Genomic DNA, 16,547 nt, shown 5'->3' with positions numbered 1-16,547 from the left:
ACTTCCCTACTCCCTTACTGCCCTATTCCCCTACTGCCCTAGAAATTTCCTCGCTGCATAAAGGCTGACCGCCGCGGCGTTCGAGACGTTGAGCGAGCGGATGGCGCCGGGCATGTCGAGGCGGGCGAGCGTCGTCACCGTCTCGCGCGTCTTCTGGCGCAGGCCCTTGCCTTCGGCGCCGAGCACCAGCGCGAGCTTGTCGCCGGCGAAACTCGTCTCCAATTCCGCCGGTCCGTCCGAGTCGAGGCCGATGGTCTGAAAGCCGGCCTCGTGCAATTGACCGAGCGCGTCGGCGAGGTTCTTCACCTCGATCTGGTCGATATGCTCCAGCGCGCCGGAGGCCGATTTCGCCAGCACGCCGGATTCATGCGGGCTGTGGCGCGCCGTGGTGATCAGCGCGCCGGCGCCGAAGGCGACCGCCGAGCGCAGGATCGCGCCGACATTGTGCGGATCGGTGATCTGGTCGAGCACCAGCACCAGCGTCGTATTGCCGAGCGCATCGAGCCGCTTGGGTTTTAGCGGCTCGGCCTCGATCAGCACGCCTTGATGGACGGCGTCGGAGCCGGTGACCTTGTCGATGTCTTTTGGCTCGACCAGTTCCGTCTTGAAGGGCAGGGCGGCGAGGTCGGCGATCGCCAGCCGCTCTGCGGCGTTGCGCGTTACCAGCATCTTCTTGATCCGCCGGCGCGGGTTGTCGAGCGCTGCTCGCACCGTGTGCAGGCCGTAAAGCCGCACCAGGCCGTCCGCTGCTGTCTCTCCTGGCGGCACCGGCTGGCGCGGCCTGAACGCCGCCGCGCCGCCGCTCTTCTCGTCGCGATGCGCTCGGCGCAGCTTGGCGTAGTGGGTGTCTTTTGGGGTGCCTGACTTATTGCTCATGGTTGGCCTCTATAACCGCCTCCTTCGGCTAAGGATATGGCACGTCGCGGCGGATACCGAACAACAACGAAAAAGCCTGGCTGCGCGGTTGACACTCAATGACCTTGCCGCCATAAGGCGCTTCGCTGATTTCGGACAAAACCAGAGGTTTCGACCCTAATCGGCGAGAATGCCTCGTTGCAAGGCTTCTACGGCAGGCTGGAGAGGTGCCCGAGTGGTTAAAGGGGACGGACTGTAAATCCGTTGGCTTAGCCTACGTTGGTTCGAATCCAACCCTCTCCACCACTGCCAGCCCGGAAGCCTTGAAACGCAAGAGCATCGGACCGAAAAGTGTATAGCGGTTTTCGGATGAATCCGATGCTTAACTGAAAGGCGCGGGTATAGCTCAGTGGTAGAGCAGCAGCCTTCCAAGCTGAATATGCGGGTTCGATTCCCGCTACCCGCTCCAGATTTCCACACGCAAGATCAAAATGCCAGAAATCAAGGTGCTAGAGCATTGCGCGCCCGGTGGACGCGCAGGCTCCAACTCACTGGCTGTTGAACGCGGAAGCGATCTGATGCTGTTGCGGCACCTATCCGTTCGGCGCAACTGATCGACGACGCCCGGCAAAGCCGCGGATAGTTGCTTGAGCAAGTCCTGCTCGTTCAGCCCTGTCCTTTGCGCGATCTCGCGAATGATCTGTGGGTCTAGCGCTTTGCCCGGGTCGTTGGCCTGCCGTTCCATCTCCACAATGACGCATCCGGCCGAATTTCAAGCTGGTTGAGCTTTCCGTAATCATGAAATTTCAAGTTGGCTTGAGCTTTGTTTAATAATGTGGAAGTAATCTGGTGCGGGGAATGGAGAGGAAAATGTCAATATTAAGCTGGATCATCCTTGGCGCCATCGCCGGCTTTATAGGCAGCAAGATCGTCAACAAGAGCGGGCAGGGCCTTGTTCTTGATATCGTACTCGGGATCGTCGGCGCTGTTGTCGGCGGCCTGATCTTCAGCGCCTTCGGCGCGTCAGGCGTTACCGGCCTCAACATCTACAGCCTGATCGTCGCCGTGCTGGGATCGGTGGTCGTTCTGTGGGCCTATCACCAGTTCACCGGGAACCGGGCTCTTTAGAAATTAGAAGCCAGGCAGAGCTGTCGCTTCGGCAGCCTGCCCGACGTTTTTAACCGTCAGCAACATCGCTAGGTCCTCGTTCAGGCTTGCCATGAGTTCTACACTCAGCCGACTGTCGTCCTTGGGCAGTATCCAGTTCTAGGCCACCACGGTCAGACGGCGCCTGCGCTCGTCGAGCGACACGATGGTCAGCCCGCTGGCCACCACCAGCAGGATGCCGCCGATCGCCAGCGCGTTCGGCAATTGCTGGAACACCACCAGACCCGAAATGACCGCCCAGACGGTGAAGCAGTAATAGAACGGCGCCACCACGCCGGTCGGCCCGACGCGATAGGCCATGAAGATGAAGAAGTGGCCGAAGATCAGGAACAAGCCGGCCCCGGCCATCAGCATCAAATGATGTGTCTCGGGCATCACCCAACGCTCGGACATCAGATGCGCAGCGCCTGAGCCGACCAGCACCACCACCACCGCGGAAATTGCGACGATCATTCCAGGCACATCGGCGGCGACCCGCCGCCCGGCGAGATCGCGCGCGGCGGCGAAAGCCGCGTTGCCGAGCGCCAGCAAGGCGTAGATCGAGATACCCTGCATCGTCGGCTGCGCCACCATCACCGCTCCGATGAAACCAAGCCCGATCAGCGCCGTGCGCACCCCTCCGATGCGTTCGCGGAACAGGACAGAGGAGCCAATCAGCATGAGCAGGGGAGTGATCTGCCCCAAGGCGGTCGAATCGGCGATCTGCATGTTGGCGAGCGCCACGACGTAGCAAAGGATTGCCGCCAGCTCGAGCAGGTTTCTTTGTAACACTCTCCTGTCGAGGATCAGCGGAATCTGCTTGGCGTAACCTAGCGAAAGCAGCAACGGGATGCCCCACAGCGTTGCCGCCGTCCCGCGCAGAAACAACACCTGATAGGGTGGCAGCCCCACCGTCGCCAGCTTCATCATGGTGTCGTTGACGACATAGGACCCGGTCGAGAGGATCATGAACAGCGGGCCGCGGATGGCGATCGGAATGAAATGCATCGGATCAGGAAATCAGACCGGCGCCACACCGGCAATGGGCCAGATCCGGCTGGAAATCCGGCACGGCGAACAGGCGGAAGCGGCGATATCCACCCGTTGAATGCGGATACCCGCGGAACCTATCTTCGGCCATTCCATTCCTTCTTGTTCGTTCCTATATCCGCGCCACATCCCCGAAAACCGGATCATGGGTTCAGACCGGGTGAGAAAGCGCCCGGCCACAAGGCACTTGTGTTTTTCGGCCGTAGTCGCTAATCGCCCCGCATTCGACTGAACTGAAGGTCCAGGCCGTCCAAGGAAAGAAGACTATGGCAAAAGGTAAATTCGAGCGTACAAAGCCTCATGTGAACATCGGCACGATTGGCCATGTCGATCATGGCAAGACGTCGCTGACGGCGGCGATCACCAAGTATTTTGGCGAATACAAGCGCTACGACCAGATCGATGCGGCGCCCGAGGAGAAGGCGCGCGGCATCACCATCTCGACGGCGCATGTCGAATACGAGACGGCCAACCGCCACTACGCCCATGTCGACTGCCCCGGCCACGCCGACTATGTGAAGAACATGATCACCGGTGCCGCGCAGATGGACGGCGCGATCCTGGTTGTGTCGGCCGCCGACGGCCCGATGCCGCAGACCCGCGAGCACATTCTGCTGGCCCGTCAGGTCGGCGTGCCGTCGATCGTGGTGTTTTTGAACAAGGTCGACCAGGTCGACGACGCCGAGTTGCTCGAGCTGGTCGAGCTCGAGGTGCGTGAGCTGCTGACCAAGAACGAGTTCCCCGGCGACGACATTCCGATCGTCAAGGGTTCGGCACTTGCCGCTTTGGAAGATTCCGACAAGAAGATCGGCGAGGATTCGATCCGCGAATTGATGGCTGCGGTCGACGACTACATCCCGACGCCGGTTCGTCCGCTGGACAAGCCGTTCCTGATGCCGATCGAGGACGTGTTCTCGATCTCGGGCCGCGGCACGGTGGTGACCGGCCGCGTCGAGCGCGGCGTGGTCAAGGTCGGCGAGGAGCTGGAGATCATCGGCATCCGTCCGACGACCAAGACGACCTGCACGGGCGTCGAGATGTTCCGCAAGCTGCTCGACCAGGGCCAGGCCGGCGACAACATCGGCGCGCTCTTGCGCGGCGTCGACCGCGAAGGTGTCGAGCGCGGCCAGGTTCTGGCCAAGCCCGGCACGGTCAAGCCGCACAAGAAGTTCGTCGCCGAAGCCTACATCCTGACCAAGGACGAGGGTGGCCGTCACACGCCGTTCTTCACCAACTACCGTCCGCAGTTCTATTTCCGCACGACCGATGTGACCGGCATCGTGTCGCTGCCGGAAGGCACCGAGATGGTGATGCCGGGCGACAACATCACGGTCGATGTCGAGCTGATCGTGCCGATCGCCATGGAAGAGAAGCTGCGCTTCGCCATCCGTGAAGGCGGCCGCACCGTCGGTGCCGGCATCGTCGTCACCATCAAAGAGTAATTTGGACTTAAACCGATCTGTCGCGGGCGCTGCCCGCGCCGCGCCAGAACAAGGAAGTGACGCATGAACGGACAGAATATCCGCATCCGCCTGAAGGCGTTTGATCACCGGGTGCTTGACGCCTCGACGCGGGAAATCGTGTCGACGGCCAAGCGCACCGGCGCCAACGTCCGCGGCCCCATTCCGCTGCCGACGCGGATCGAAAAGTTCACGGTCAACCGGTCGCCTCACGTCGACAAGAAGAGCCGCGAGCAGTTCGAGATGCGCACGCACAAGCGTCTGCTCGATATCGTCGATCCGACCCCGCAGACAGTCGACGCTTTGATGAAGCTCGATCTTGCCGCCGGTGTCGACGTCGAGATCAAGCTTTAAGGAACCAGAGGGGCGGGGCGACCCGGAACTCTGAAGGAACAAGAGGCGTGGAGGGGCGACAGCCCCGACAGGGAACTCTAAAGGAATTGAACCGATGCGTTCAGGTGTGATTGCAAAGAAGGTGGGAATGACCCGCATCTACAACGATGCCGGGGAACATGTTCCCGTCACTGTTCTCCAGATGGAGAACTGCCAGGTCGTGGCGCAGCGCACGCAGGAGAAGAACGGCTATACCGCCGTCCAGCTCGGCGTTGGCCTTGCCAAGGTGAAGAACACGTCGAAGGCGATGCGCGGCCATTTCGCGACCGCTTCCGTCGAGCCGAAGGCCAAGGTTGCCGAATTCCGTGTCTCCGCCGACAACATGATCGATGTCGGCGCCGAGATCACTGTCGATCATTTCGTCGCCGGCCAGAAGGTCGATGTGACGGGAACCACGATCGGCAAGGGTTTCCAGGGCGTTATCAAGCGGCACCACATGGGCGGTGGCCGCGCGACCCACGGCAACTCGGTCTCGCACCGTACCCACGGCTCGACCGGCCAGCGCCAGGACCCGGGCAAGGTGTTCAAGGGCAAGCATATGGCCGGCCACATGGGCGACACCCGCGTCACCACGCAAAATGTCGAGGTCGTCTCGACCGACGCCGATCGCGGCCTGATCCTGATCCGCGGCGCGGTTCCCGGTTCGAAGGGCGCGTGGATCCTGGTCCGCGACGCGGCCAAGTTTGCGCTGCCGGCCAATGCGCCGAAGCCCGCCGCAATCCGCGTCATTGCAACCACTGATGGCGCCAAGAACGATGCCCCGGCCACAGTAGATGCCCCGGCCACAGAGGGAGCGGAATAATGGACCTCAAGATCACAACGCTTGGCGGCAAGGACGCCGGCAAGGTGAAACTCTCCGAGGAGATTTTCGGCCTTGATCCGCGCGAGGACATCCTGCAGCGCGTCGTGCGCTGGCAGCTTGCCAAGAAGCAGCAGGGCACGCACAAGACCAAGGGTCGCGCCGAGATCGCCCGCACCGGCGCCAAGATGTACAAGCAGAAGGGTACGGGCCGCGCCCGCCACCATTCGGCACGCGCTCCGCAGTTCCGCGGCGGCGGCAAGGCCCATGGCCCGGTCGTCCGCAGCCACGAGCACGACCTGCCGAAGAAGGTGCGCGCGCTGGGCCTCAAGCATGCTCTCTCGGCCAAGGCCAAGAGCGCGTCGCTCATCATCATCGACGAGTTGATGCTGACCGAGGCCAAGACCAAGGCGCTGATCGCGAATTTCGCGACGCTGGGCCTGTCCAATGCCCTGGTGATCGGTGGCGCCGAGCTCGATAAGAACTTCAAGCTGGCGGCGACGAACATCCCGAACATCGACGTGCTGCCCATCCAGGGCATCAACGTCTACGACATTTTGCGCCGCGGCACGCTGGTCCTTTCGAAGGCCGCCGTCGAGGCTCTCGAGGAGCGCTTCAAATGACCGACCTTCGTCACTACGACGTGATCGTCTCGCCGGCGATCACCGAAAAGTCGACCATGGCTTCCGAGCAGAACCAGGTCGTCTTCAACGTCGCCAAGAAGGCGTCGAAGCCGGAAATCAAGGCTGCCGTCGAAGCGCTGTTCGGCGTCAAGGTGATGGCCGTGAACACGCTTGTCCGCAAGGGCAAGATCAAGCGCTTCCGCGGCACGATCGGCCGCCAGAGCGACGTCAAGAAGGCGATCGTGACGCTGGCCGACGGCCAGTCGATCGACGTCGCGACGGGTCTCTGAGCAAGACCGCGAGGACAACAAACATGGCACTGAAAAAATTCAACCCGATAACGCCGAGCACCCGCCAGCTGGTCATCGTCGATCGCTCGGGCCTCTACAAGGGCAAGCCCGTCAAGGGCTTGACAGAAGGCCTGACCAAGTCGGGCGGCCGTAACAATTACGGCCGCATCACGGCCCGCTTCATCGGCGGCGGTCACAAGCGTACCTACCGCATCATCGACTTCAAGCGCCGCAAGTTCGACATTGTCGGAACTGTCGAGCGTATCGAATACGATCCGAACCGCAGCGCCTTCATCGCGCTGATCAAGTATGACGATGGTGAGCTGTCCTACATCATCGCCCCGCAGCGCCTTGCTGCCGGCGACAAGATCGTGGCCGGCGAAGCGGTCGACGTGAAGCCGGGCAATGCGATGCCGCTGGCCTCGATGCCGGTCGGCACGATCGTCCACAACATCGAGCTGAAGCCGGGCAAGGGCGCCCAGGTTGCCCGTTCGGCTGGCGGTTACGCCCAGCTCGTCGGCCGTGACCAGGGCATGGCGATCCTGCGCCTGAACTCGGGTGAGCAGCGCGTCGTCCACGGCTCGTGCATGGCCACTGTCGGCGCCGTGTCCAACCCGGACCACGGCAACATCAATGACGGCAAGGCAGGCCGCACTGTGTGGCGGGGAAAACGTCCGCACAACCGCGGCGTGACCATGAACCCGGTCGACCATCCGCATGGCGGCGGCGAAGGCCGCACCTCCGGTGGCCGCCATCCGGTTTCACCTTGGGGCAAGCCTACCAAGGGCAAGAAGACGCGGTCCAATAAGGCGACCGACAAGTTCATCCTGCGCTCGCGCCATCAGCGCAAGAGCTAAGAAGAGGTAACGCCAAGTGACTCGTTCGATTTGGAAAGGCCCCTTCATTGACGGCTACCTTCTCAAGAAGGTGGACAAGGTTCGTGAAGGTGGTCGCAATGAGGTGATCAAGATGTGGAGCCGTCGCTCCACCATCCTGCCGCAGTTCGTCGGCTTCACCTTCGGTGTCTACAACGGCCAGAAGCACGTTCCCGTTTCGGTGAACGAAGACATGGTCGGCCACAAGTTCGGTGAATTCGCTCCGACCCGGACCTATTACGGTCATGGCGCGGATAAGAAGGCGAAGAGGAAATAATCATGGGCAAGGCCAAAGCTCCGCGCAGGCTTGCTGATAACGAAGCGCGCGCCGTGTTGCGCACGATCCGTATCAGCCCGCAGAAGCTGAACCTGGTTGCCGCGCTGATCCGCGGCAAGAAGGTCGCGACAGCGCTTTCCGATCTCGAATTCTCGGCCAAGCGAATTTCCGGCACGGTCAAGAAGACGCTGGAATCGGCGATCGCCAACGCGGAAAACAACCACGACCTCGACGTCGATGCGCTGATCGTGGCGGAAGCCTATGTTGGCAAGTCGATCGTCATGAAGCGGTTCCATGCCCGTGGCCGTGGCCGCGCCAGCCGTATCGAGAAGCCGTTCTCGCACCTCACGATCGTCGTTCGTGAAGTCGAAGAAAAAGTGGAGGCCGCATAATGGGCCAGAAAATCAATCCGATCGGTCTGCGTCTCGGCATCAACCGTACCTGGGATTCGCGTTGGTTCGCCAACACCGGCGAGTACGGCCAGCTGCTGCATGAGGACATCAAGATCCGTAAGTATCTTGAGAAGGAACTCAAGCAGGCTGCGATTTCGAAGGTTGTGATCGAGCGTCCGCACAAGAAGTGCCGCGTCACCATCCATGCGGCGCGTCCGGGCCTGATCATCGGCAAGAAGGGCGCCGACATCGAGAAGCTTCGCAAGAAGCTGATGGAGATGACGAAGTCCGAGACGCATTTGAACATCGTCGAAGTGCGTAAGCCCGAGATCGACGCCACGCTGGTCGCCCAGTCGATCGCCCAGCAGCTCGAGCGCCGCATCGCGTTCCGCCGCGCCATGAAGCGCGCCGTCCAGTCGGCTATGCGCCTCGGTGCCGAAGGCATCCGCATCAACTGCGCCGGCCGTCTCGGCGGCGCCGAGATCGCGCGCATGGAATGGTACCGCGAAGGTCGCGTGCCGCTGCATACGCTGCGCGCCGACGTCGACTACGGCACGGCCGAAGCACACACCGCCTACGGCATCTGCGGCGTCAAGGTCTGGGTGTTCAAGGGCGAAATCCTCGAGCACGATCCGATGGCTTCGGAGCGCCGCGCCACCGAGGGCGATCATGCGCATGGCGGTGGTGGTGAGCGCGAACGCGGTCGCCGTCGCGAAAACGTCTGAGACAGTTGAGAATTTGGAGTTAGAACGATGCTGCAGCCAAAGCGCACAAAGTTCCGCAAGCAGTTCAAGGGCCGTATCCATGGTGCCGCGAAGGGTGGCACCAATCTGGATTTCGGTGGTTTCGGGCTGAAGGCGCTTGAGCCGAACCGCGTCACCGCGCGCGAGATCGAGGCGGCTCGCCGCGCGATCACCCGCGAGATGAAGCGTGCCGGCCGCGTCTGGATCCGTATCTTCCCTGACGTACCGGTGACGTCGAAGCCGACCGAAGTCCGCATGGGAAAGGGCAAGGGCGCTGTCGATTACTGGGCGGCGCGCGTCAAGCCCGGCCGCATCATGTTCGAGATCGACGGCGTCAATGAGGAAACCGCCCGTGAGGCGCTGCGTCTCGGCGCGGCCAAGCTCTCGGTCAGGACGCGCTTCGTACAGCGCATCGCAGAATAAGGACGGGCTGATCATGAAAGCCGAAGACATCCGGACCAAGACCCAGGACCAGCTGACCGACGAATTGGCCAGCCTGAAGAAGGAGCAGTTCAACCTGCGCTTCCAGAAGGCCACCGGCCAGCTCGAGAAGACCGCGCGCGTGAGGCAGGTCCGCAAGGACATTGCGCGTATCAAGACCATCGCTGCGGAAAAGTCCGCGGCTAAGAAGGCTTAAGGACGAAAACCATGCCAAAGCGCATTCTGCAGGGCACCGTCGTCAGCGACAAAAACGAGAAGACGGTTGTCGTCAAGGTCGAACGGCGCTTCACGCATCCCGTGATGAAGAAGACCGTGCGCATGACCAAGAAATACAAGGCGCACGACGAGAACAACGCCCACAAGGTTGGCGATCAGGTGTTCATCCAGGAATCGAAGCCGATTTCCAAGGACAAGCGCTGGACGGTCGTGTCTTCGGACCAGGCCTGATCAGGGCAACGAAACGAATTTTGGACAGACCGGGGAAGGGTGAAGAACCCGTCCCGTTAAAAGAGAAAAAGGCGGCCAGTCATGATTCAGATGCAAACAAACCTCGACGTCGCGGATAATTCCGGCGCCCGTCGTGTCATGTGCATCAAGGTGCTGGGCGGCTCGAAGCGGAAATACGCTTCCGTAGGCGACATCATCGTGGTGTCGATTAAGGAAGCCATCCCGCGCGGCCGCGTCAAGAAGGGCGATGTGATGAAGGCGGTCGTGGTTCGCACGGCCAAGGACATCCGCCGTCCGGACGGCAGCGTGATCCGTTTCGACAAGAACGCGGCCGTTCTCGTCGACAACAAGAAAGAGCCGATCGGCACGCGTATCTTCGGACCGGTTCCGCGCGAACTCCGCGCCAAGAACCACATGAAGATCATCTCGCTCGCGCCTGAAGTGCTGTAAGGAGCCGGACCAATGCAGAAGATTAGAAAAGGCGACAAGGTCGTCGTGCTGGCCGGCAAGGACAAGGGCCGTTCGGGCGAAGTCCTCTCGGTGCAGCCGAAGGAAGACACCGCGCTGGTGCGCGGCGTCAACATGATCCGTCGTCACCAGAAGCAGTCCCAGTCCCAAGAGGGCGGGATCATCACCAAGGAAGCGCCGATCCAGCTGTCGAACATCGCGCTGGCCGACCCCAAGGATGGCAAGCCGACCCGTGTCGGTTTCATCTTCCAGAAGGACGGCAAGAAGGTGCGCGTCGCCAAGCGCTCGGGAGAAGTCATCAATGGCTAAGGCTCAAACCAAGCAGGCGACTGCCCAGAACACGCCGCGCCTCAAGCAGGTCTACAACGAGACCATTCGCAAGGCTCTGCAGGAGCAGTTCGGCTACGAGAACGAGATGCAGGTTCCGCGCATCGACAAGATCGTGCTGAACATGGGAGTCGGCGAAGCGACCGGCGATTCGAAGAAGCCTTCGATCGCGGCGGAAGATCTTGCGCTGATCGCCGGCCAGAAGGCGGTCGTCACCCATGCGCGCAACTCGATCGCCGGCTTCAAGGTCCGCGAAAAGATGCCGATCGGCGCCAAGGTCACGCTGCGCAAGGAACGCATGTATGAGTTCCTCGACCGTCTCGTGAACATCGCGCTGCCGCGCGTCCGCGACTTCCGCGGGCTCAATCCGAAGAGCTTCGATGGCCGTGGCAACTATGCCATGGGCATCAAGGAACACATCGTGTTCCCGGAGATCAATTACGACAAGGTTGATCAGATCTGGGGCATGGACGTCATCGTTTGTACGACTGCGAAGACGGACGACGAAGCCAGGGCATTGCTCAAGGCCTTCAACTTCCCCTTCCGCCAGTAACGGCAGCGAGAAAAGGAATAATCTGAAATGGCAAAGACCAGCTCAGTCGAGAAGAACAACAGGCGCCGCAAGCTTGTGGACCAGTACGCTGCCAAGCGTAAGGCCCTCAAGGCGATCATCATGGATCAGTCCAAGCCGATGGAAGAGCGCTTCCGCGCCCAGCTGAAGCTTGCGGCACTGCCGCGCAACTCGGCCAAGATCCGCATCCGCAACCGCTGCGAAGTCACCGGCCGTCCGCGTGCCTACTATCGCAAGCTCAAAGTATCGCGCATCGCGCTTCGTGATCTCGGCAATAACGGCCAGATCCCGGGCCTGGTCAAGTCGAGCTGGTAAGGAGGACATAACATGTCATTGAGCGATCCTCTCGGCGATATGCTGACTCGCATCCGCAACGCCTATGGCCGCAAGAAGTCGAGCGTTTCGACGCCGGCCTCGCGCCTGCGTACCCGCGTCCTCGACGTGCTGAAGGCGGAAGGCTATATTCGCGACTACAGCCAGACCGACTTCGACAACGGCAAGTCCGAAATCGAGATCGAACTGAAGTATTTCGACGGTGCGCCGGTCGTGCGCGAAATCGCCCGCGTCTCCAAGCCGGGCCGTCGCGTCTACGTTTCGGCGAAGTCGATCCCGCACGTCGCCAACGGCCTCGGCATCGCGATCCTTTCGACGCCGAAGGGCGTCATGGCCGACCACGAAGCGCGCGAACAGAATGTCGGCGGGGAAATCCTCTGCCAGATATTCTGATCTGGAGCGCGATCCCGGAAAGTGGAATCCGGTTTTCGGACACATGTTCGAAAACAGAGACCTGAAACAAGAGAAGTGACGAGGACAACAAAATGTCTCGTATTGGAAAGAAACCCGTTTCGCTGCCGCAGGGCGTGACCGCGACCGTGGACGGCCAGACCGTCACGGCGAAGGGTCCCAAGGGTGAGCTGAAGTTCGTGGTGAACGACGAAGTGCTGGTCAAAATGGAAGGCAGCGAGATCGCTGTCCAGCCACGCGACCAGACCAAGACCGCTCGCTCCAAATGGGGCATGTCGCGCACGCAGATCGTCAACATCCTGCAGGGCGTCAAGGACGGTTTTGAAAAGAAGCTTGAGATCACCGGCGTCGGCTATCGCGCCGCTATGCAGGGCAAGAACCTGCAGCTGGCGCTCGGGTTCAGCCATGACGTCGTCTACGAAACGCCGCAGGACATCACGATCACCGTGCCGAAGCCGACGGAAATCACCGTGACCGGCATCGATAAGCAGAAGGTCGGTCAGGTTGCTGCCGAGATCCGCGAATATCGCGGTCCCGAGCCGTACAAGGGCAAGGGCGTTCGTTACGCTGGCGAGAAGATCGTCCGCAAGGAAGGCAAGAAGAAGTAATTTCAACGCCGCGGCGAGCGGTCGCGGGAGGCTTGTCCTACCGCACAGGGTTGCCCCCGTTTTTTGAAGGCAAGGAAGTGATATCATGGGCTCGAAAGAATCCACACAACGCCGCGCTCAGCGCGTCCGCCGCCAGATCAAGAAGGTCGCGGGCGAGCGTCCGCGGCTGTCGGTCCACCGCACGTCGAAGAACATCTACGTCCAGGTGATCGACGACGCCAAGGGCCACACAATCGCTGCCGCCTCGACGCTGGAGAAGGACCTCAAGGGTTCGCTCAAGACCGGTGCCGACACTGCCGCCGCAGTGGCAATCGGCAAGCTGATTGCCGAGCGCGCTTCGAAGGCCGGCGTCAAGGAAGTCGTCTTCGACCGCGGACCGTACATCTATCACGGCCGCGTCAAGGCGCTGGCCGAGGCCGCCCGTGAAGGCGGCTTGAGCTTCTAAAGCATGATCCCGAACCGGAGGTCAGCGCAGCAAAAAGTTGCAGACTTTTCGGATAGGATCATGCGAAGGAAAAAATGAGTTTCGCCCCCGGCAACCCACAGAGTTGCCGGATATCATCATCAACCGTGCTTCCGGAAAAAAACAAGGAACAGGATATGGCACAGGAACGTAGGGATGGCGGCCGCGGCCGTGATCGCGAAGAGCGCGACGACGGCATGGTGGACAAGCTCGTCCACATCAACCGCGTCGCCAAGGTCGTCAAGGGCGGCCGGCGCTTCGGCTTTGCAGCACTCGTCGTCGTCGGCGACCAGAAGGGCCGCGTCGGCTTCGGTCACGGCAAGGCGCGCGAAGTGCCTGAGGCGATCCGGAAGGCGACCGAATCGGCCAAGCGCGACATGATCTTCGTGCCGCTGCGTTCGGGCCGTACGCTGCACCACGACGTCGAGGGACGCTGGGGCGCCGGACGCGTTCTGCTGCGCGCTGCCAAGCAGGGTACCGGCATCATCGCCGGCGGCCCGATGCGCGCCGTCTTCGAGACGCTCGGCATGCATGACGTGGTCGCCAAGTCGATGGGTTCGTCGAACCCGTATAACATGGTCCGCGCCACCTTCGACGCGCTGAAGAGCCAGATGCATCCCAAGGATGTGGCTGCTGCGCGCGGCATCAAGTATTCGACCCTTCAGGCCCGCCGCGGCACCGCCGTTGCGGCCGAAGAATAGTCGACGCTGACCAGGGATTTTGACCATGGCCAAGAAAGCAACCAAGACCATCACCGTCGAGCAGATCGGTTCGCCGATCCGCCGGCCGAAGGAGCAGCGCGCGACGCTGGTCGGCCTCGGCCTCAACAAGATGCACAAGCAGCGCACGCTGGAGGATACGCCCTCCGTGCGCGGCATGATCGCTGCCGTCCAGCATCTCGTCCGCGTCGTGGACGAGGGCTGAACCAGAGCGCAGGAGAACTCAGATGAAACTCAACGATCTGCGTGACAAGGACGGCGCGACGCATTCCAAGAAGCGTCTCGGCCGCGGCATCGGTTCCGGCTCGGGCAAGACTGCCGGTCGCGGCGTCAAGGGCCAGAAGGCGCGCTCCGGCGTCGCCGTCAACGGCTTCGAGGGTGGCCAGATGCCGCTCTACCGGCGCCTGCCGAAGCGTGGCTTCAACAACATCTTCGCCAAGAGCTTTGCCGTCGTGTCGCTGGCCCGCATCCAGGCCGCGCTCGATGCCAAGAAGCTCGACGCCAAGACGACTGTGACGGCCGAAGCGCTGGTCGCTGCCGGGGTCATCCGCCGCGTCAAGGACGGCGTGCGCATCCTCTCGGACGGCGACATCAAGTCGAAGCTCGCCTTCGACGTGGCCGGCGCCTCCAAGGCTGCCATCGAGAAGATCGAAAAGGCCGGCGGTTCGGTGAAGCTGCCGGAAAAGGCAGCCGCCGAGTAACGGCGATTTGAAGCGCGATCGGCAAGAGTGAGACACGTTTCGCTTTCGATTGCGCTTTGATCCGATCAATATGGCGGCCGCATCAACGCGGCCGCTTGCATGTTTGCAGTCCGGAGCTTATCTCGTGAGCTTCGGTGACACGCGCCGCCTGAGTTGCGGGCCATCGAGCGTGACCAAGCGGAGAATCAGGCATGGCTTCGGCTGCTGAACAACTAGCCTCGAATCTGAATTTCTCGGCCTTCGCCAAGGCGGAGGATCTGAAGAAGCGCATCTGGTTCACCATCGGCGCGCTGCTCGTCTACCGCCTCGGCACCTATATCCCGCTGCCTGGCATCAATCCCGACGCTTTCGCCCAGGCCTTCTCGTCGCAGAGCAAGGGCGTGCTTGGCATGTTCAACATGTTCGCCGGCGGCGCCGTCGAGCGCATGGCGATCTTTGCCCTCGGCATCATGCCCTATATCTCCGCTTCCATCATCATGCAGCTGATGACCTCCGTCATCCCGACTCTGGAGGCGTTGAAGAAGGAAGGCGAACAGGGCCGCAAGGTCATCAACCAGTATACCCGCTACGGCACCGTGCTATTGGCCCTGGTCCAGGCTTACGGCATTGCGGTCGGACTGGAGGGCGGCAACGGCATCGTCAGCGATCCCGGCATGTTCTTCCGCATCTCGACCGTCATCACGCTGGTCGGCGGCACCATGTTCCTGATGTGGCTCGGCGAGCAGATCACCGCCCGCGGCATTGGCAACGGCATTTCGCTGATCATCTTTTCCGGTATCGTCGCCGGCCTGCCGCAAGCCATCTCCGGTACGCTGGAACTTGGCCGCACCGGCGCGCTGTCGACCGGCCTGATCCTGGCGATCATCGTTCTCGCCGTCGTCGTCATCGCGCTGATCGTGTTCTTCGAGCGCGCCCAGCGGCGCTTGCTGATCCAGTATCCGAAGCGCCAGGTCGGCAACCGAATGTTCCAGGGCGACACATCGCACCTGCCGCTCAAGCTCAACACGGCTGGCGTCATTCCGCCGATCTTCGCCTCTTCGCTGCTGTTGCTGCCGGCGACGGTCGCCGGCTTCTCGCAGACGACCAACATGCCAGCCTGGGCCAGCACCGTCCTGGCGGCACTCGGCCATGGCCAGCCGCTCTACATGGCGTTCTATGCGGCGATGATCGTGTTTTTCGCCTTCTTCTATACGGCGATCGTCTTCAACCCGAAGGACACCGCCGACCAGCTCAAGAAGCATTCGGGTTTCATTCCGGGCTACCGTCCGGGCGAGCGCACAGCCGATTACATCGACTATGTTCTCACCCGTATCACCGTCGTCGGCGCCATCTATCTAGTGCTGGTGTGTCTGCTGCCCGAGTTCCTGATTTCAGCGACTGGCGTACCATTCTACCTCGGTGGCACATCGCTTCTGATCGTGGTCAGTGTAACGCTCGATACGGTGGCGCAGATTCAGGGTCACCTGATCGCGCACCAGTATGAGGGCCTGATCAAGAAGTCGAAGCTGCGCGGGGGGAAAAAGGCCAGATGAGGTTGATATTGCTTGGACCGCCAGGGGCGGGCAAGGGGACGCAAGCACAAAGACTGGTAGAAAAATACGGCATACCCCAACTCTCCACGGGCGATATGCTGCGCGCTGCTGTCCAGGCTGGCACCGAAGTCGGCAAGCGCGCCAAGGCGGTGATGGACGCTGGCGAACTGGTCTCCGACGCCATTGTCAACGCCATCGTGGCCGAGCGTATCGATCAGGCCGATTGTGCAAAGGGTTTCATCCTTGACGGATACCCGCGAACTTTGGTGCAGGCGGACGCGGTTGAATCGATGCTCTCGGATCGCGGCCTCACTCTCGACGCTGTCATCGAACTTGTCGTTGACGACAAGGCGCTGGTTGGTCGAATCGGCAGGCGCGTCGAAGAGGCCAAGGCTGCGGGTCTGCCGGTACGCAAGGACGACAACCCGGCGGTGTTCGAAGAGCGCCTGAAGGAGTACTACAAGAAAACGTCGCCGCTGATCGGCTACTACTATGCCAAGGGCAAGCTCAGAGGTGTCGACGGCATGGCCGACATCGATGCGGTGACGCGACAGATCGAAGTGGTGCTCACCGCTGCCACCCACGCGGCGGCAAAGGGAAAATAAACGATTACGCTTGACGGG

27 protein-coding genes, 2 tRNA genes and 1 pseudogene are annotated in these 16,547 nt (G+C 61.5%); 27 read left to right on the top strand and 3 right to left on the bottom strand.

The genetic code is table 11. From position 1 onward, the window contains the following. Window positions 1–30: 30 nt before the first annotated feature. Complete coding sequence (locus tag ACWUKX_RS15230; RefSeq protein ID WP_456007699.1) at window positions 31–876, bottom strand: TrmH family RNA methyltransferase; 846 nt, start codon at window positions 874–876, stop codon at window positions 31–33. A 200-nt stretch (window positions 877–1,076) separates the two neighbouring features. Between ACWUKX_RS15230 and ACWUKX_RS15225 the strand changes: the two genes are divergently transcribed. Together ACWUKX_RS15225 and ACWUKX_RS15220 are read left to right on the top strand one after the other, a co-directional pair. After that, window positions 1,077–1,161, top strand: a tRNA-Tyr gene (locus tag ACWUKX_RS15225). A gap of 89 nt (window positions 1,162–1,250) precedes the next feature. Further along, window positions 1,251–1,324, top strand: a tRNA-Gly gene (locus ACWUKX_RS15220). Window positions 1,325–1,448: 124 nt separating this feature from the next. Here ACWUKX_RS15220 and ACWUKX_RS15215 read toward each other — a convergent pair. Then, window positions 1,449–1,588, bottom strand: a pseudogene (locus ACWUKX_RS15215) (YidB family protein); the annotation flags it as partial. A gap of 137 nt (window positions 1,589–1,725) precedes the next feature. Between ACWUKX_RS15215 and ACWUKX_RS15210 the strand changes: the two are divergent. Continuing rightward, a complete protein-coding gene (locus ACWUKX_RS15210; protein ID WP_065008269.1) occupies window positions 1,726–1,983 on the top strand; it encodes a GlsB/YeaQ/YmgE family stress response membrane protein in 258 nt (85 codons plus the stop codon). 138 nt (window positions 1,984–2,121) lie between these two features. On the opposite strand, the gene ACWUKX_RS15205 is transcribed toward ACWUKX_RS15210, so the two are convergent. Further along, the gene (locus tag ACWUKX_RS15205) at window positions 2,122–3,009 is read right to left on the bottom strand and encodes a DMT family transporter (RefSeq protein ID WP_456007697.1); all 888 of its coding nucleotides are present in this window, start codon (window positions 3,007–3,009) and stop codon (window positions 2,122–2,124) included. Between the two features lie 308 nt (window positions 3,010–3,317). Between ACWUKX_RS15205 and tuf the strand changes: the two genes are divergently transcribed. From tuf to ACWUKX_RS15085, 24 genes are all read left to right on the top strand, one after another. Further along, window positions 3,318–4,493 carry an elongation factor Tu gene (gene tuf / locus ACWUKX_RS15200; protein WP_029352152.1) on the top strand — a complete coding sequence of 392 codons (1,176 nt, stop codon included), beginning with the start codon at window positions 3,318–3,320 and terminating at the stop codon, window positions 4,491–4,493. Between the two features lie 63 nt (window positions 4,494–4,556). Then, on the top strand, window positions 4,557–4,865 hold the full coding sequence (rpsJ, locus tag ACWUKX_RS15195) for a 30S ribosomal protein S10 (protein WP_006205468.1): 309 nt from the start codon (window positions 4,557–4,559) through the stop codon (window positions 4,863–4,865). 94 nt (window positions 4,866–4,959) lie between these two features. Beyond that, window positions 4,960–5,706, top strand: coding sequence for a 50S ribosomal protein L3 (rplC, locus tag ACWUKX_RS15190; protein ID WP_456007695.1), 747 nt, complete (start codon window positions 4,960–4,962; stop codon window positions 5,704–5,706). Beyond that, complete coding sequence (gene rplD / locus ACWUKX_RS15185; RefSeq protein WP_065008704.1) at window positions 5,706–6,326, top strand: 50S ribosomal protein L4; 621 nt, start codon at window positions 5,706–5,708, stop codon at window positions 6,324–6,326. Before rplC ends, rplD begins: the two co-directional genes overlap by 1 nt. Next, window positions 6,323–6,616 carry a 50S ribosomal protein L23 gene (locus tag ACWUKX_RS15180; protein WP_010909275.1) on the top strand — a complete coding sequence of 98 codons (294 nt, stop codon included), beginning with the start codon at window positions 6,323–6,325 and terminating at the stop codon, window positions 6,614–6,616. The genes rplD and ACWUKX_RS15180 overlap by 4 nt, the downstream gene beginning before the upstream one ends. A 23-nt stretch (window positions 6,617–6,639) precedes the next feature. Further along, complete coding sequence (rplB, locus tag ACWUKX_RS15175; protein WP_029352208.1) at window positions 6,640–7,473, top strand: 50S ribosomal protein L2; 834 nt, start codon at window positions 6,640–6,642, stop codon at window positions 7,471–7,473. Between the two features lie 16 nt (window positions 7,474–7,489). Beyond that, complete coding sequence (gene rpsS / locus ACWUKX_RS15170; protein WP_006205463.1) at window positions 7,490–7,768, top strand: 30S ribosomal protein S19; 279 nt, start codon at window positions 7,490–7,492, stop codon at window positions 7,766–7,768. A gap of 2 nt (window positions 7,769–7,770) precedes the next feature. Then, window positions 7,771–8,160: a 50S ribosomal protein L22 gene (rplV, locus tag ACWUKX_RS15165; protein ID WP_023799292.1), complete on the top strand. Its 390-nt coding sequence runs from the start codon at window positions 7,771–7,773 to the stop codon at window positions 8,158–8,160. Next, a complete protein-coding gene (gene rpsC, locus ACWUKX_RS15160) occupies window positions 8,160–8,885 on the top strand; it encodes a 30S ribosomal protein S3 (protein ID WP_456007693.1) in 726 nt (241 codons plus the stop codon). Before rplV ends, rpsC begins: the two co-directional genes overlap by 1 nt. A gap of 27 nt (window positions 8,886–8,912) precedes the next feature. Next, the gene (gene rplP, locus ACWUKX_RS15155) at window positions 8,913–9,326 is read left to right on the top strand and encodes a 50S ribosomal protein L16 (RefSeq protein ID WP_023799290.1); all 414 of its coding nucleotides are present in this window, start codon (window positions 8,913–8,915) and stop codon (window positions 9,324–9,326) included. 13 nt (window positions 9,327–9,339) lie between these two features. After that, window positions 9,340–9,540, top strand: a complete 201-nt coding sequence (gene rpmC / locus ACWUKX_RS15150) for a 50S ribosomal protein L29 (RefSeq protein WP_023799289.1) — start codon at window positions 9,340–9,342, stop codon at window positions 9,538–9,540. Window positions 9,541–9,551: 11 nt separating this feature from the next. Continuing rightward, window positions 9,552–9,791 (top strand): 30S ribosomal protein S17, encoded by a 240-nt coding sequence (rpsQ, locus tag ACWUKX_RS15145; RefSeq protein WP_023799288.1) that lies wholly within the window; start codon window positions 9,552–9,554, stop codon window positions 9,789–9,791. 81 nt (window positions 9,792–9,872) lie between these two features. Further along, entirely contained in the window at window positions 9,873–10,241 is a 369-nt protein-coding gene (rplN, locus tag ACWUKX_RS15140) for a 50S ribosomal protein L14 (RefSeq protein ID WP_006205457.1), read from the top strand. Window positions 10,242–10,253: 12 nt separating this feature from the next. Further along, entirely contained in the window at window positions 10,254–10,568 is a 315-nt protein-coding gene (gene rplX / locus ACWUKX_RS15135; RefSeq protein WP_013531428.1) for a 50S ribosomal protein L24, read from the top strand. Continuing rightward, window positions 10,561–11,139 (top strand): 50S ribosomal protein L5, encoded by a 579-nt coding sequence (gene rplE / locus ACWUKX_RS15130; protein WP_023799287.1) that lies wholly within the window; start codon window positions 10,561–10,563, stop codon window positions 11,137–11,139. The genes rplX and rplE overlap by 8 nt, the downstream gene beginning before the upstream one ends. Window positions 11,140–11,166: 27 nt before the next feature. Then, a complete protein-coding gene (rpsN, locus tag ACWUKX_RS15125; protein ID WP_029352223.1) occupies window positions 11,167–11,472 on the top strand; it encodes a 30S ribosomal protein S14 in 306 nt (101 codons plus the stop codon). A gap of 12 nt (window positions 11,473–11,484) precedes the next feature. Continuing rightward, complete coding sequence (gene rpsH, locus ACWUKX_RS15120) at window positions 11,485–11,883, top strand: 30S ribosomal protein S8 (protein ID WP_006205453.1); 399 nt, start codon at window positions 11,485–11,487, stop codon at window positions 11,881–11,883. 92 nt (window positions 11,884–11,975) lie between these two features. Beyond that, the gene (rplF, locus tag ACWUKX_RS15115; protein WP_023799285.1) at window positions 11,976–12,509 is read left to right on the top strand and encodes a 50S ribosomal protein L6; all 534 of its coding nucleotides are present in this window, start codon (window positions 11,976–11,978) and stop codon (window positions 12,507–12,509) included. Between the two features lie 85 nt (window positions 12,510–12,594). After that, window positions 12,595–12,954 (top strand): 50S ribosomal protein L18, encoded by a 360-nt coding sequence (rplR, locus tag ACWUKX_RS15110; RefSeq protein ID WP_029352225.1) that lies wholly within the window; start codon window positions 12,595–12,597, stop codon window positions 12,952–12,954. Between the two features lie 155 nt (window positions 12,955–13,109). Further along, complete coding sequence (gene rpsE / locus ACWUKX_RS15105) at window positions 13,110–13,673, top strand: 30S ribosomal protein S5 (RefSeq protein WP_006333394.1); 564 nt, start codon at window positions 13,110–13,112, stop codon at window positions 13,671–13,673. Window positions 13,674–13,698: 25 nt separating this feature from the next. Then, window positions 13,699–13,896, top strand: a complete 198-nt coding sequence (gene rpmD, locus ACWUKX_RS15100) for a 50S ribosomal protein L30 (RefSeq protein ID WP_006205449.1) — start codon at window positions 13,699–13,701, stop codon at window positions 13,894–13,896. Between the two features lie 22 nt (window positions 13,897–13,918). Further along, window positions 13,919–14,392: a 50S ribosomal protein L15 gene (gene rplO / locus ACWUKX_RS15095; protein WP_029352230.1), complete on the top strand. Its 474-nt coding sequence runs from the start codon at window positions 13,919–13,921 to the stop codon at window positions 14,390–14,392. Between the two features lie 191 nt (window positions 14,393–14,583). Further along, complete coding sequence (gene secY / locus ACWUKX_RS15090) at window positions 14,584–15,924, top strand: preprotein translocase subunit SecY (protein ID WP_065008707.1); 1,341 nt, start codon at window positions 14,584–14,586, stop codon at window positions 15,922–15,924. Then, complete coding sequence (locus ACWUKX_RS15085; RefSeq protein WP_456007689.1) at window positions 15,921–16,529, top strand: adenylate kinase; 609 nt, start codon at window positions 15,921–15,923, stop codon at window positions 16,527–16,529. Before secY ends, ACWUKX_RS15085 begins: the two co-directional genes overlap by 4 nt. Window positions 16,530–16,547 lie beyond the last annotated feature (18 nt).

This window comes from Mesorhizobium sp. f-mel (assembly GCF_053850215.1).
This window is presented reverse-complemented; position numbering and strand designations above follow the sequence as displayed.

Coding starts and splice junctions, on each gene's coding strand:
- rplN (WP_006205457.1), top strand. CDS start 9,873: ATGATTCAGATGCAAACAAACCTCGACGTCGCGGATAATTCCGGCGCC.
- ACWUKX_RS15180 (WP_010909275.1), top strand. CDS start 6,323: ATGACCGACCTTCGTCACTACGACGTGATCGTCTCGCCGGCGATCACC.
- rplD (WP_065008704.1), top strand. CDS start 5,706: ATGGACCTCAAGATCACAACGCTTGGCGGCAAGGACGCCGGCAAGGTG.
- rplB (WP_029352208.1), top strand. CDS start 6,640: ATGGCACTGAAAAAATTCAACCCGATAACGCCGAGCACCCGCCAGCTG.
- rpsE (WP_006333394.1), top strand. CDS start 13,110: ATGGCACAGGAACGTAGGGATGGCGGCCGCGGCCGTGATCGCGAAGAG.
- rplC (WP_456007695.1), top strand. CDS start 4,960: ATGCGTTCAGGTGTGATTGCAAAGAAGGTGGGAATGACCCGCATCTAC.
- rplR (WP_029352225.1), top strand. CDS start 12,595: ATGGGCTCGAAAGAATCCACACAACGCCGCGCTCAGCGCGTCCGCCGC.
- ACWUKX_RS15085 (WP_456007689.1), top strand. CDS start 15,921: ATGAGGTTGATATTGCTTGGACCGCCAGGGGCGGGCAAGGGGACGCAA.
- rpsC (WP_456007693.1), top strand. CDS start 8,160: ATGGGCCAGAAAATCAATCCGATCGGTCTGCGTCTCGGCATCAACCGT.
- rpmD (WP_006205449.1), top strand. CDS start 13,699: ATGGCCAAGAAAGCAACCAAGACCATCACCGTCGAGCAGATCGGTTCG.
- rpsN (WP_029352223.1), top strand. CDS start 11,167: ATGGCAAAGACCAGCTCAGTCGAGAAGAACAACAGGCGCCGCAAGCTT.
- ACWUKX_RS15205 (WP_456007697.1), bottom strand. CDS start 3,009: ATGCATTTCATTCCGATCGCCATCCGCGGCCCGCTGTTCATGATCCTC.
- rpsQ (WP_023799288.1), top strand. CDS start 9,552: ATGCCAAAGCGCATTCTGCAGGGCACCGTCGTCAGCGACAAAAACGAG.
- rplV (WP_023799292.1), top strand. CDS start 7,771: ATGGGCAAGGCCAAAGCTCCGCGCAGGCTTGCTGATAACGAAGCGCGC.
- rplP (WP_023799290.1), top strand. CDS start 8,913: ATGCTGCAGCCAAAGCGCACAAAGTTCCGCAAGCAGTTCAAGGGCCGT.
- secY (WP_065008707.1), top strand. CDS start 14,584: ATGGCTTCGGCTGCTGAACAACTAGCCTCGAATCTGAATTTCTCGGCC.
- rplX (WP_013531428.1), top strand. CDS start 10,254: ATGCAGAAGATTAGAAAAGGCGACAAGGTCGTCGTGCTGGCCGGCAAG.
- rplE (WP_023799287.1), top strand. CDS start 10,561: ATGGCTAAGGCTCAAACCAAGCAGGCGACTGCCCAGAACACGCCGCGC.
- rpsH (WP_006205453.1), top strand. CDS start 11,485: ATGTCATTGAGCGATCCTCTCGGCGATATGCTGACTCGCATCCGCAAC.
- tuf (WP_029352152.1), top strand. CDS start 3,318: ATGGCAAAAGGTAAATTCGAGCGTACAAAGCCTCATGTGAACATCGGC.
- rpsJ (WP_006205468.1), top strand. CDS start 4,557: ATGAACGGACAGAATATCCGCATCCGCCTGAAGGCGTTTGATCACCGG.
- ACWUKX_RS15230 (WP_456007699.1), bottom strand. CDS start 876: ATGAGCAATAAGTCAGGCACCCCAAAAGACACCCACTACGCCAAGCTG.
- rpmC (WP_023799289.1), top strand. CDS start 9,340: ATGAAAGCCGAAGACATCCGGACCAAGACCCAGGACCAGCTGACCGAC.
- rplO (WP_029352230.1), top strand. CDS start 13,919: ATGAAACTCAACGATCTGCGTGACAAGGACGGCGCGACGCATTCCAAG.
- ACWUKX_RS15210 (WP_065008269.1), top strand. CDS start 1,726: ATGTCAATATTAAGCTGGATCATCCTTGGCGCCATCGCCGGCTTTATA.
- rplF (WP_023799285.1), top strand. CDS start 11,976: ATGTCTCGTATTGGAAAGAAACCCGTTTCGCTGCCGCAGGGCGTGACC.